This window comes from Nocardia sp. NBC_01009, assembly GCF_045208035.1.
In the GTDB taxonomy this organism is placed as follows: Bacteria; Actinomycetota; Actinomycetes; order Mycobacteriales; family Mycobacteriaceae; genus Nocardia.
In genome coordinates this window covers 3,138,666-3,151,301 of sequence record NZ_CP108695.1, presented here as the reverse complement: position 1 = coordinate 3,151,301, position 12,636 = coordinate 3,138,666, and the positions used below count along the sequence as shown (strand labels likewise).

Annotated in this window: 12 protein-coding genes and 3 pseudogenes; 3 read left to right on the top strand and 12 right to left on the bottom strand. The window is 65.1% G+C overall.

The genetic code is table 11. The features are described 5' to 3' along the window. Nucleotides 1-68 precede the first annotated feature (68 nt). A complete protein-coding gene (locus tag OHA42_RS13965) occupies nt 69-503 on the top strand; it encodes a YdeI/OmpD-associated family protein (RefSeq protein ID WP_406237353.1) in 435 nt (144 codons plus the stop codon). Nucleotides 504-698: 195 nt separating this feature from the next. Here the strand turns inward: OHA42_RS13965 and OHA42_RS13960 are convergent. Both OHA42_RS13960 and istA read right to left on the bottom strand, forming a co-directional pair. Continuing rightward, nucleotides 699-863: pseudogene (locus OHA42_RS13960) on the bottom strand (ATP-binding protein); the annotation flags it as partial. A gap of 117 nt (nt 864-980) precedes the next feature. Beyond that, nucleotides 981-1,805: pseudogene (gene istA / locus OHA42_RS13955) on the bottom strand (IS21 family transposase); the annotation flags it as partial. Between the two features lie 423 nt (nt 1,806-2,228). On the opposite strand from istA, the gene OHA42_RS13950 reads away from it, so the two are divergent. After that, nucleotides 2,229-3,032, top strand: a complete 804-nt coding sequence (locus tag OHA42_RS13950; protein ID WP_406237351.1) for a HEAT repeat domain-containing protein — start codon at nt 2,229-2,231, stop codon at nt 3,030-3,032. 365 nt (nt 3,033-3,397) lie between these two features. Here the strand turns inward: OHA42_RS13950 and OHA42_RS13945 are convergent, their stop codons facing one another. From OHA42_RS13945 to OHA42_RS13905, 9 genes are all read right to left on the bottom strand, one after another. After that, on the bottom strand, nt 3,398-3,937 hold the full coding sequence (locus OHA42_RS13945; RefSeq protein WP_406237349.1) for a hypothetical protein: 540 nt from the start codon (nt 3,935-3,937) through the stop codon (nt 3,398-3,400). Between the two features lie 52 nt (nt 3,938-3,989). Beyond that, on the bottom strand, nt 3,990-5,276 hold the full coding sequence (locus tag OHA42_RS13940; RefSeq protein ID WP_406237347.1) for a GNAT family N-acetyltransferase: 1,287 nt from the start codon (nt 5,274-5,276) through the stop codon (nt 3,990-3,992). Nucleotides 5,277-5,301: 25 nt separating this feature from the next. Further along, nucleotides 5,302-6,309 (bottom strand): TniB family NTP-binding protein, encoded by a 1,008-nt coding sequence (locus OHA42_RS13935; RefSeq protein WP_406239345.1) that lies wholly within the window; start codon nt 6,307-6,309, stop codon nt 5,302-5,304. After that, nucleotides 6,303-8,354: a Mu transposase C-terminal domain-containing protein gene (locus OHA42_RS13930; protein WP_406237345.1), complete on the bottom strand. Its 2,052-nt coding sequence runs from the start codon at nt 8,352-8,354 to the stop codon at nt 6,303-6,305. The genes OHA42_RS13935 and OHA42_RS13930 overlap by 7 nt, the downstream gene beginning before the upstream one ends. Continuing rightward, nucleotides 8,351-9,121: a TnsA-like heteromeric transposase endonuclease subunit gene (locus OHA42_RS13925; protein ID WP_406239343.1), complete on the bottom strand. Its 771-nt coding sequence runs from the start codon at nt 9,119-9,121 to the stop codon at nt 8,351-8,353. Before OHA42_RS13925 ends, OHA42_RS13930 begins: the two co-directional genes overlap by 4 nt. Nucleotides 9,122-9,508: 387 nt before the next feature. After that, nucleotides 9,509-10,093, bottom strand: coding sequence for a hypothetical protein (locus OHA42_RS13920; RefSeq protein ID WP_406237343.1), 585 nt, complete (start codon nt 10,091-10,093; stop codon nt 9,509-9,511). Further along, complete coding sequence (locus tag OHA42_RS13915) at nt 10,081-10,569, bottom strand: hypothetical protein (RefSeq protein WP_406237341.1); 489 nt, start codon at nt 10,567-10,569, stop codon at nt 10,081-10,083. Before OHA42_RS13915 ends, OHA42_RS13920 begins: the two co-directional genes overlap by 13 nt. Continuing rightward, the gene (locus OHA42_RS13910; RefSeq protein WP_379062702.1) at nt 10,570-11,295 is read right to left on the bottom strand and encodes a WXG100 family type VII secretion target; all 726 of its coding nucleotides are present in this window, start codon (nt 11,293-11,295) and stop codon (nt 10,570-10,572) included. It abuts the gene before it with no gap. Further along, nucleotides 11,295-11,624, bottom strand: a complete 330-nt coding sequence (locus OHA42_RS13905) for a type VII secretion target (RefSeq protein WP_406237339.1) — start codon at nt 11,622-11,624, stop codon at nt 11,295-11,297. The genes OHA42_RS13910 and OHA42_RS13905 overlap by 1 nt, the downstream gene beginning before the upstream one ends. Nucleotides 11,625-11,903: 279 nt before the next feature. Here OHA42_RS13905 and OHA42_RS13900 point away from each other — a divergent pair, with 279 nt between their 5' ends. Next, a complete protein-coding gene (locus tag OHA42_RS13900) occupies nt 11,904-12,413 on the top strand; it encodes a hypothetical protein (RefSeq protein ID WP_406237337.1) in 510 nt (169 codons plus the stop codon). A 19-nt stretch (nt 12,414-12,432) separates the two neighbouring features. Here the strand turns inward: OHA42_RS13900 and OHA42_RS13895 are convergent. After that, a pseudogene (locus tag OHA42_RS13895) lies at nt 12,433-12,636 on the bottom strand (transposase); the annotation flags it as partial.

Sequence of the window (12,636 nt, the reverse complement as noted above, 5' to 3'; positions counted from 1 at the left end):
TGGGAGCGGCTCTCGGAGCCGGACGGGCCGGATCCGCGGTGAGCCGGTACAACAACAGGAGAAAGATCATGAAGTTTCGGACCCACGTCGAGCCACCCGAGCCAATGCGGGGCCTGGAAGTTCCGTCCGAGGTGGTAGCAGCGCTCGGAGAGGGCGCGCGGCCGCCAGTGACGATCACGATCAACGGGCATTCCTGGAAGAGCCGGGTCGCCCTCATGCGCGGCCGCTACCTGCTCGGCCTCAGCAACGCCAACCGGCAGGCCGTCGGTGTCGCGATCGGCGACGAGGTCGAGGTCGAGGTCGAGCTCGACACCCAGCCGCGCGTCGTCGTCGAGCCCCCGGACTTCGCCCAAGCCCTGGACGACGACCCTGTCGCCCGCACCGCCTACGACAACCTCGCCTACAGCCGCAAGCGCGAGCACGTGCACGCCATCGAGAGCGCGAAGAAGCCCGACACACGGCAACGGCGCATCGAGAAGGCCATCGTTACCCTGCGGGGCTGAAACCCGAGAAACGAGACGCCGCCGGCTATGAAATCGCCGCGCGGAGTCCTGACCCGGCGAAACGATATTCAGCGCGGCGTAGTGCTGTCTCGAAGCCACTGGACAAGTGTGCCGCGCGCGAGCTCGCCGATGCCTGCCGTCAACCTCGAACCACGCGACACAAACGCACTGTCATGCCGCCTATCGCGCGTTTAGTCAGTCGTTGGTCTTGGCCGCGGAGACGCGTCCGAGGTCGCGGTCCTCGAGGCGGTAGCTGTCTCCCTCGAGGGAGATGACCTCGGCGCGATGGACGAGGCGGTCGATCATGGCCGCGGCAACGATGTCGTCGCCGAACACCTCACCCCATCGGCCGAAGGGTTTACGTAATGGTCGCGAGGCAGCCGCGTCGATATCCGCCACCCAACGACCGAGTCGACCGGTCGGCAGTTCGAGCATCGCGGCTCGATCGCCAGACCAACGATCGACAGGTCGACAGGTCGACAGCCGATGCTGGCGCTGGTTGGCCCGGTCAAGCCACTCGGCGAGCTGGGTATTGAAATCATCAGGGCCAGTGAAGCTTCGACCGGGAAGGAACGAGGTCTCGAGGTAACCGTTCGCGCGTTCGACGAGCCCTTTGGCTTCAGGATCGCCGGGACGGCATTGGATTATCTTGATGCCGAGGGTTCCTCTGAAGGCGTTCAACGCGTCGGTCAGCTGGGGTTTGCCACCGCGCCATGGTCCGACTGCGGATTCGTTGTCCCACACCAGCGCTCGCGGCACTCGACCCCAATGCGAGATCAACGCCCAATGCGCAGCCAGCAGATCCGGGCGTTGCCGGGTCGGGAGCATCACCGCGGCGATCACCCGCGAATACCCACTCACCATGACCAGCACCGGTGGTCGGCCGACATGACCGAACCCCAGCGGGATATCAGCTGGCGGGAACCACAAGTCGCACTGAGCGAACTCACCAGCCTCATACTCGGTGCGCGAGGCCGGGTCCGGTGGCTTGAACAACGGCCGCAGCTGCTGCACCCGTTCGAAGAACACCGTCTTGCCGCGCTGCCAACCGACCCGTTCCATGATCACCGTCGTCGGCATGTCCGGGAACTCCGCTAGCAGCACCCGGATCTGCGGCTCGAAAACATCCACCGACGAACCCTTCGACACCCGTTGATATCTCGGTGGTTCGTGCGAGGCAAGCGCCTTCTTCACAGTAGTTCTTCGAGACGTGCAGATGCCGGGCGATGGCCCGGATCGGCATTCCCTCGGCCCGATGCAATCGGCGGATTTCCGCCCAATCCTCCACGTTGAGCACCTCATGATTCGTCACAGGGTGGGTCAGCGTTCGCCCGGAACTACCGGGTCAGGATCGCACTGGAATCGACAGACGGCGTCAGCAGAACACGCTGACCGGTTGCGGCAACGAGTCGACGATATCCGTGCAGGCAATCGGAATCGGAATACGTCTTGGAGCCAGTACATTCCGCATGGCCTCTAGCCGCTGGCGGGACCGATCGGGCCTGGTCCGTTGCTCTAAAATCTGCCCGGGTGTCCGATGCCAGATGACGGGACGCAGATCCAGCGCGGTGACCTGCAGTGTGTCAGGTATGTGGCAGATCGTGACCGCTGGTCTTCTGTCAGATTGCCGACGCAAGTCACCGCCCAGGTTCACGTGCGTTTCCGGCGGCGCCGACCACCCAAAACGTGGCCGGGGACGAGATCATCGCCAGGTACCGTTGAGCGGTGAACCCAGCCGATGCGCGACGCCTCAAAGACGGCGATCTCGAGACCCGCGAGGAAAATCTGCGGCACCTGCTCGCGCGAGCTGCTGACGGCGACACATCCGCCAAGGAAACACTGTGCGCGCTCGTCCGCGACTATCCCGACTACCACCGGTCGCTCTACAGCCGGGCGTTGAACCAGGCGGCGGTCTTCGGCGACGACACTCTGAAGGCACCACTGCTCGCGTCACTCGCCGACACTCGATACAACTGCCAGGCATGGGCCGCGATGGGCTGCGCGGCGCTCGGCTTCCGCGACGCGGTTCCCGGCTTGGTCGCGATGCTGGACCACCCACAGCAGATGGCTCGAGAGCAAGCGGTGATCGCTCTGGGCACCCTCGGCGACGAATCGGTCGTCCCGGCACTCACACCCCTGCTGCAGGACTCGATCGCAGGAATGCGCGAACGTGCCGCCGAGGCCCTCGGCATGATCGGTGGCGATGCAGCCCTGGCCGCACTATGGGACGAACTCGAGAACCGCCGGTACTACCGCATCGGCTATATCGCCAGCGCGCTGGCCAAATTCGCCCCGAACGTCATCCCGAGGCTGTGCGAGGCGGCCGACAGCGACGACCCGGACCAGCGATACTGGGCGGCTGTCGCGCTCGGCTCGACCGGCGACGATCGTGCCGTGCCGACGCTGGAACGGCTGATGGCCCAAGACCGGGGCTCAACAGTCTTCGACGGCATGGTGAGCGTCGCCGCGAAGAAAGGCCTGCGCACGCTACGACGAATCCAAGCCGCAATCGCAGCCCGCGAATCCTGAAAGTGCAGCGGCCGCGCTGATGAACTCGGCCCAGCAGTCCTCGTCAACCCCGCTCGCAGCGGCGACAACACGACCCACGACGACCACTCCAGGCAGGTAACTACCAACAACCTGCGTCAGAGTTGGTGGCAGAAACCGCGTGTTTGCGTCAGACACGCTGGCAATGTGTCAGGCCAACTCGCAAAGGACACCGGTGTCCTGTCTCGTTGATCATGGGCAGGGTGTGGGCGTTGACCTGCGGTGCCTCAGGTGTATGAGACTTGCAGTCCTGCAGCGTGTCTCACTGATCTGAGGCAAGTATCCGTGGCTGGAGACGCATTTCGAGGGTCAGTTCGTGGTGGAGTTCGGTGCGGTGGCTGCCGATGTCAGTTGTGGAGTTGGTGGCTGCGATATTCGGCTGGCGGCGCGCGGAATTCCAGCTGGTTCTCGTCCATTCCGTTGCTGATCGTCACCCGGTCGTCGGCAAAGATGAAACTGACCGCGACCATGCCGTTGGCAATATCCCCGCCGGTCCACTCGAGCAACTCGACCGCTTGCAGTTGCCGGCCTTCAAGGGCCGCCAACTCGCGGCAGGTGTCATGCCGCCAGCTCAAATGGAAGGTATGGACGTCCGGGTCATCGTCATCGCCGTTCGACCAGTTGGCCTGCACGACGGGGTCGATGGTGTTCCAGGTGATGGATAGATCGGCGAACTTCTGGTGATTGAGCTCTACCTGCTCGCCTTCGAAGTCCAACAGAACCGGGCCGTCGGCGAACCACTCATCGTCGTCGCGGTCCCAGATGAGCCACCCGCGGTTGAGGTGGCGCCCGACCAGCGCCTGGAGTCGCCGGCCATGAGCGGTGGCGATCGCGCGGCGGCCGCTGAGCCACTGCGGTTGGTAACCCTCGATATCGAAGTACGACATGTCCTGTTCCGTTTGATCGTGAGGCAGGGTTCGGGTGCTGAGCTGCGGTGCCTCAGTCTTGTGAGACAGCAGTCCGGCGACTTGTTTCGTCGATCGTGGGGCACGTTTCGAGCGCCATCAGGACGTCGTCGACGTAGCGGTCTTCGAGCAGGAACTGGCCGACGAGTCTGCCTTCGATGCAATAGCCGTGTGCGAGATAGAGTGCCTGAGCGCGAGTGTTGGTGCCCAAGACTCGCAGGGTGATCCGGCGGGCTCGGCGTTCGATTGCTTCTTGGTGGACAGCATCGAGGAGTAGGTGGCCGATACCGCGTCCTTGATGGTGTGGAGCGACGGCGAATCCGTTGATCTCTTGGACATGTCCGCCCGATGCCGGCATCAGAGAAGGCCGGAGTTTCACGTATCCGAGGATGTGGTTGTCCTCGTGTGCGAGCAGGACGTTCTGCGGTGATGTCGCGTCGTTGAAGAAGAGTGTGTCCAGCGGCCAAAGCGGGACAGGATGCACCTGCGTCGACCAGGTGGCGTAGTCGATGGCGGCCAGTGCCCGTTCATCGCTTTCGGTGGCGGATCGGATACCGATACCAGCTAGGCCGTCCATGTATAGCGATCTTTGTCGCCAACTGGTCTGACTGACGACCGAACTCGCTTGCCTGGGCGTAGTTGGGTCTGTGACCGCTGGTGTTTCGGTGTGGCCGATGACCAACAGGGGTGGTCGGGGTGCCGGGCCGCGGCGGCTGGCGACGTAGCCGCGGACCGATTCGTAGGTGACCGCGGCGTGGTGGTCGTTGAGCAGGTGTTCCCAGATTTCGCGGACCGGCATGGCCGGGGTGGCGGCCAGGACGGCGTCGATGTGCGGGATGAGCCCGTGCAGGCGGGCTCGTTCGCGGGTCGGGTATTCCTTGCGGGCTGGCGGGACCGGAGATTTGAGCGCCGCTTGGATAGTGCGGTGGCCGACATTGTGTTTGCGTTCGATCGCCCGGCCTGGCATTCCGGCCGCCGCGTCTGCGCGGATCGCGGCGTAGCGCTGCCGTTTGGCGTCGTCGTTGCGTTGTCTGCGGTTTCGCTGTTCGGTGGCAACGCCGGGGCGTCGTGGAGGGTGGCGGCGTGCCGCCAGTTCGGGGAACATGCGCAGAACGACCGGAGTGGTTCGGTCGCTGACGGCGGCGAGTTTGTCGGGGTCGATGGCGCCCATTCCCCGTCGGCCCGGAGTGATGTGGCGGCGTAGGTGGCTGGGCTTGAGGTGGTTGGCAACGGCCAGGCGCAGCACGAACGATTCGGCGGTTTCTGCGGGGGTTGGCCGGAGCCGGACCGGCAGTGGAGCGGGAAGGCTGTCGATGATCATTCGATCTCCGCGAATGCTGGTGCGTCTAACTGGATTTGGTGTGGGCGGCGTGGTCGAGGTCGATGGTGTCGAGAGCGGATTTAGTGATCTTCTCGGTCCCGGTGAGGATGGCGTCGAGCGCGGCTTCGCGGATCAGCGCGGACAGACTGCCGATCATCCCGGCGGTGCGCTGGTGTAGGTAGCGGTCCAGGCCGGTCAAGGTGCCCAGTCGGTGGTTGTGCAAGCGCAGAGTGTGTTCGATGGAGGCGACGACGCTGCGCCAGTCGTCGGTGTAGGGGAACCCGGTGGTGGCGATCAGGGTGTGACGCCCGGCGATCTGCTCGCCGCGGGTGCCGGTGAACAACCCTTCGCGTTCGACGTTGATCCCGGAGTAGATAAAGGTGGCCGGGACGCGCTCGGAGAAGTATTTCAACGTGTCGGAGACCTCGGCTCCGGCGCGGGTGGCCAACGAAATATTGTGCAGCTCATCGCAGATGACGACGCTGGTGCCGGTGTCGCAACAGACCCCGCAGACCGCTTCGATGAGGTCGGTCAGGTTAGCGCGCTGGGTGACGGGCAGGCCTAGGAAGCGGGCGAACTCGGCGGCCAGCATCCGTGGCGTCGCGGCGGGCGGGACGGTGACGTAGAGGACCGGGATGCGGTCGCAGGAGTGCGGGTGGCGTTGCCGGTCGGCGACTTCGTGCATCTTGCCGAACTGGGTGATCGCGGTGGTCTTTCCGGTGCCCGCGGCACCGGACAGGATCAGCCCGCGCCGCGCGCTGACCGCGTGCCGGTTCAGCAGGGTCAGCCGACGGCCTTTCTGCGCAACGGCTTTCACCGTCGAGGTCGCGATCACCGTCAGCCGGGTGTGGTAGTCGATGCGGTCCTCCTCGTCACGGTCACGCGTATCGGCGTCGAGGCCAGCTCGGTCGGGAGGTGGTAGGAGTTCGGGGATCATCGGCTGGTCGAGGGTGAATTGCCGCCATCCGCTCAGCGTGGTCAGCTGCCGTCTGGGTTGGGTGGCCGCATCATTGTCGGCCGTGGTTGTCACCAGCGTTTTCTCGCTTCCTCGAATGGGTCGAAGATCCCCAGCGGAATCACCTTCGCAAGCTGATCGGTGTCCTGGTTGTCTTCCAGCGGCGGCGAGGGCGACGGTGGAGGCAGCCGCCGATCGGCGGCAGTAACCGCCCTGGCCCGGCCGGCGACCCGGCGATCCTTCTTCGTCGGTTTCTCCCGCCCGGTCCCATGCTCGGCTTTGTCCAGCAATGCCGCTGCGGCGGTAGCGATCTCGGATTCGGTGGCCGGGTCCTGACCGCGTCGGGCCAGCATCTGGCGTGCGTGGTCCCAGGCTTGTTCACCGAACGGTGTCGGCTCGCTGCGTAGATGTGTCCATGGGGCTTGGATCCAGCCGCCGTCGCGATGGTTGCGGACCCAGATCCGGGTGACGTCGTAAGGGTCGTAGTGGACCTCCCACAACCCTTTCCGAGTATCGACCCCTGAATGCTGACGACGGTAAGGAGTCAGCTCGGCGCAGTCGTAGCTGCGGTGGTCGATCTTCACCCCGTAGGCGTTGATCGCCCGCCAGCGGACCGGCAGCAGTTCGATGTAGTCATCGGCTCCCAGTCCGACCGGCACGTATCCCGCGGTTTCCACCAGCGCGGAATACATTTCGTTCGGAGACAAGGCTTTTCCCGGAATCAGTGGGTGCCGTAGCCCGTCGTGGGGCCGGTTCGACCAGGTCGTGACCAGCCATTCATCCAGGAGTTCCTGTAACTCGAGCATCGACCAGACCGCGCCGGCCTCGGCGTCGCGCCCGCGACGTTCGACGCTGGAACCGACGTAGCCGGCGACGTATTGTGCGAACAGGGTGCCCACTGCGGAGAAACTGGTTTCGACGGTGCCCTTCTCCCAAGGCGAGCCCTCGTGGGACGGCTGCAGGGTGATGCCGATCGCGCGGCAGGCGTTGCGAAATGCTGCGGACATGTAGGCCATACCATGGTCGCAGACAATGGTTTCCGGCACGATCACCGGCCGCGCGGCCGCGTGTTCGAGCCGCTCGTCGATCGCGGTGAGCCGCCGGTGCGGCAGCACCGACCGTGACATCCGCAGCGCGTCGGGCCAGCCCGGCCGCATCGGTTCCGGGGTCATCGCGCGTGCCAGCAGCAGTGCCGCATCGACCGCCTTGGTCGTGGGCCGCAGCACCGCCGCCGGGATCGTGCGCGTGGCAAGGTCGATGATCCAGGTCAGCTCGACCCGGTCGACGACGCCGTTGTCCAGCACCACCCGGACATCCAAAGGGGTGGAGTCGATTTGGGTCCACTCACCCGGGCGCAGCGCGGTGACCGTGCCGAACGGGCCGTTGGGCCGCTGCGCCAACGACCGGCGGGTGCGCGCCGACTCGAAGGTGTGCTTGCCTGCCGCGACCTGCTCGACCAACCGGTAGAACGTCGCCCGCGCCGGCATCACCACCACCGGATCCACCCCGTCGACGGCCAGCAGTTGCTCCACCCGCCGCCGCAACCTGGTCACCGTGCCCGTCGACTGATCGGTCTGCTCGGCGACCGCTTTCCCGATCGCGGCCAGGACCCGCTCGTCGGTCCGCGCGCCCGGACGCTGCGTCGTGCGGTGGTCGAGCAGACCCCACACGCCCTGCTTCTCGTAAGCCAGCCGCAACCGCTGAAATGTGCTCAGCGGCACCGCGTTCTCACTGTGCGCCAGCTCGTCCACCTTCGCCAGCTCGCGGCGACGAAGACTGCGCGTAGCCGGGTCGTATTCCGGTTTGGGCCGCGCGGTGCGTCCGGCCTCGGGCGGTGTCCCAGTGATCACCTCGACGATGTGGTGTTCCCACCACCGCGCCTGTTCGACCAACTCCGCAGAGACATCGTCGAGCAGTCCGCGCGGCGGCAACGCCGCCGGTGACCGCGTCACCACCGCGAAACCGTTCGCGGACAACAACTCCGGCAACGCGACCTCGCACTCGATCCCCGTCACATCGGCCAGCCGGGCGCCGGTGCCGGACAGGGCGATGACCATGTAGGCAGCACCGTCCAGGCGGACCTGCGAACCCACCCGCAGTCGCGGCGGCCTTGACACCATCATCGGCCGCCCTTCGGCGCCTGAACCATCGACGCCCCAGTCAGCGGTGAGGACTCCAGATCCGCGGTCAAGACCTGCGACCACATCAGGTGGAACAGCGACGGCAGCACCGCAAGCCGATCACCGACCGTTTCGACCCCCTCCAGCAACGGCCGCGGCGCGGCGAAAGCTTCCTCCAACGCGCCCCGATGCTGATCGCGCAGGCACCGAGCATGCTGATACCCGGCCAGCCAGCGCACATTCGCCACCAGCACTGCATCCAGCACACCGACCCGGCGATAACCCCAGCCCACCGATTCACACGCCGTTGCGGTCACCGCGAACGCCTCGGCGTCATGGGGCTCGATCCGATCATCGGGCCGGACATCGATCACCACACCACCACCGTCGACCAAGCGGACGAAGAAATCCGGTGCGTGACGACGCATCCTTCCACCCGAGGGCCAGGACAACCAGAATGGCTGCGCAGCAAAAGATCTCACTCGTGGCGAATAGTCGAGCATCATCAAGTGATCACGCTCGAGCCACGACTCGAACCCCACATGACGGCCCGAGCACCCGGCGTAATACAGACCCGGAAAGTTCTTCTGCCCCTTGTGCGACGGGAACTGCCGCACCGGCGGCGCATCCTCAAACCGCGTACTCCAGCAGGCTGCCAACGGACCGCGCCGCTCAACAGCGCCAGCACGACCGATCTCCAAGTACCGCAATGAGAATGAGTCAGCTCGACCACTGGCAGCCGTCACCGCCGATACACCGCTACCGGCCATGGCAACCCCGGCCCCTCGTCGCTGCACGAACCGGCTCACCGTATCCGCCATGCCTCGAGTGCATGAGACGAATCAGCAAATGCCTCAGATCAACGAGACTGCCTCAAAACCAATGAGACAGGACAACCGGGTCCGGCCGCGTTATCGCGTGTCCTGTCTGGCTACGCTGGTGAATTCCGACGTCAATCATCGGTGAACTGTGACGTCGGTCGACCCAGTGGCTCGGTTCACCAACTGTGACGGCGGTTGTTCACGAATCTTGACGGCATTGAATCCGCACCGACCGGTACCTAAGTGCCTGTGAACAAACTGATCGTTTAGTGGCTTCGGTGGGCGGAGCTGCGGAAAGACTTTGGGCCCCTGTTGTGGTGGGCTCCGGTGGGACGTTCAGCGATTCCCGGCCCGATTTTGCTCGACCGCGGCCACGAAATCCAGGTGCGCGAAAACGATCAGCTGGTCGGCTGTTTCGTTCATCCAGACATCGGCGAAATAGCGGGAGCGACTCCAGGACAGCATCGCCACCAGCAATGCGATCGGCATGCATCCGGGCACGATCACGAAAGCCAAAGGTAGATAGAGCGGTTCGAGTTCGAGCGCCCGTACGATGAGAACGGCCGCGATTGCCAGTGGTATCGCCAGCAGTGCCAGCAGCGCGATTCGACGGAAGCGCCGGACCTCGTGGAGACAGAACTCGCAGGCCGGGCAGCCGAAGCGGACGCGCGCCAGGACGGGGTCCCGCCGCCCGGGTTTCATGGAGCGCAACATGGCTCGCGGTGTCGGCAGCTCCGATAGTGGGCCACTGGAATTGACTGCGAAGGAACGGGTCTCAATAGCGGTGAAACCGTGCTCGCTGCACAACCCCGGCATCGGCTCGGTGACAACGAGCTCCGTCGGTGCCGTCGCGAGAGTCGGCGTCCAATCCGGGTTGATCTCAGTGTCGAAGACCACCTGCGCCCGGGTCACTGCAGCCATCCGCGCTGCTGGCGGTCGCGGAAGTATTCGTCGTCCTCGTCGTCGTCATCAGTCGGGGTTACGATGCGATCGCGGTTGGGCTTGCGGGTGCCCGGGATAACGGCGTTCCCGGCGAGCGCCGGCCGATCCGCGGGAGGGGGCATCGGCCGGTCCGACGGCCGCTGGTCCCCTAGTGGTTCAGACCGGAGTCGCACCAACTCGGCTTCGCCCTGGGCGGCCAGCCGTTGCCGTTCCTCCTCCGGCATGTCCGCGAACTGCTGCATGGCGGCGGGCACCGTGCGATCGAGCACCCGATTGAATGCCTCGCTGTGCATCAATTCGCGTGCGCTGCCCTTGCCTTCGAGGACACCGCGCAGCTGCTCCTTCAATTGCGGATCGGTGGCGGTATCCATCAACACCCGAATCGCCCGGGACAGTTGGCGCGAGGCCCCGAGATCGCCATGGGCCAGATCATGAATCGGCTCGGGCGCGTTCATTCAGGCTCCAGGGTGGTCGTAGGTGGCGGTGGGCAGGCTCGGCATATCGGCGGACTCGACCACCGCGACCACGCCGAAACCGACCCCGGCGATGGCCTCGAGTGCTACATACGCGGCGTTGAACTTCTCGACCAGCAGGCCCCATTCCGCGATCACCTTCGCCGTGGTTGCGGTAGCAGCGGCGACCAGGGCCGCCGTTGCGAAAATTCCGACGCCGGTGAGCGCGGAGGCCTCGGCCGCGGCCCACTCGATCACCGCCATGGCGCCCCAGTCCAGCAAGGTCTGCAAGGCATTACTCATGGCGGTGGAGAGGTGGTACGCCGTCGACGCGAAGCGGTTGATCTCGGTCGCCATCTCCTTCAATGGCTCGACCTGCGCGGAAATGGCTGCCGAGAGCTTCGTGAAATAGGCTTGGGCGCTGGTCGCCGCGTTACCGTCCCACGTCGCGTCGACAGTCGTCGCGGCGGACTTGACCGATTCGGAGAAGCTCGCGCTGTAGGAAGCCAGGTTTTCCACCGCCTTGCCCGCCGTCTGCAGGGCCTCCCAATCACCGGAGATCTTGGTGGTGAGCCACTTCAGCGGGTCTGTCCCGAGGACGTTTTCGCACCACTTACAAGCCCAGTACGTCGGCGAAATGGCGTTCGAGGTGATGAGGAACTCGAAACTGTCGTTGAGCGGGTCCTCGAGCGAAGGTTCCGCCAGGTGCTCGGACGGCGTCTTGGTCATCAGTTGCTGCCTGTGGGGTACGTACGGTCCAACTCGTCGGCGCGCGCGTCGTCGGTGGTCCGGTAAACCTGCGCGACCTTGGTCAATTCGGTCGCCGCAGCCTCGGAGAGGGTGCCGAGGGTGGCGTAATTGGGCTTCAGCTTGTTGTGCGCCTCTGCAACGGCGCTCAGCCCGATACGGATGAGCCCGCCGTCGCCCCACACGGTGTTGTCCAAGACCAGCCACTTGTCCAGATAGGTCGCGACATTCGCATTGGCCTCGGCCAGCGTCTTCAAAGCCGCGGCGAACGTGTCCACTGCGGCTGGGTCGACTTTGAAAGTCTCCGACATCAGATCCCCCTCTCGGCCGCGCGCCGGCCGCTCTACACCGAAGCACCTTCACACAAAATGCCTGCTCAGCGCAACTTTCGCCGATATCTCGGGCGGCGGCGCGTGGCAACCGTCCCGACTGCGGACGATCTGCGGCACCCCCTGTGCGCGTCTTGGTGCCTGTGAGCCAAGCTGATCGTTTAGCGACCCGGGTCGGCTGACCTGCGAAAACGCTTGGGCCACTGTTGTGGTGGTTGCCAGGAGTTTATCGTCGACGCGGGGTGGGCGATGTAGGCGGCGATGGTGTCGTGGCGTGAGGAGCTGCACCGGCGTGAGGCGGCCGCAGCTGAACAAGTCGAGCAGCTGCGTCGCCAGATCGCGGAGCTGACCGAACAGCTGAATGCCGAGGAGCATCACTTGTCGCGGCTGGCGATCACGCGGGAACCGATGAGCGAGATCTGCGCCGAGACCGCCGAACCGACCACACCCGAGGTGGGCGAAGATTCGGCCGGTAGAGCGGGAACGGTTGCGTCGCAGCCGATTCCGGATGGATCGCCGATCGGGTTGGTGCTGGTGCCGCAGCGGGCAGCGGGGATGAACGCGTCGGCGCTGCCGGAGGATTGCGGCGAGATCCTGGCGGTGTTCGCCGAGTCCGGTGGCGGGTTGCGGGCCGGGCAGGTCGCCGCCGAGCTGGGTATCGATCGGGTCGATCGGTCGAAGGTCGAGTCGTTGCGGGGGAAGCTGAAACGCCTGGTGGCGCGTGGCTGGCTGGAACAGGAGCCTTCTGGGGTGTTCACGATCGCCGAATAATGCTGGTGCGGTGGGTGATTCATTGCCGGGTGCGGGCCAGGCGCCGCGACATCAGGATGATCATCGACCAGGTCACGAGGGCTTCGTGGTGTTCGGGTAGTCGTTCGTAGTCGCGGACCAGGCGGCGGCGCCGAGAGATCCAGGCCAGGGTCCACTCGACCACCCAGCGGCGGGGGAGGACGACGAATCCTTTTGTGTCGCTGCGTTTGACGATCTCGATGGT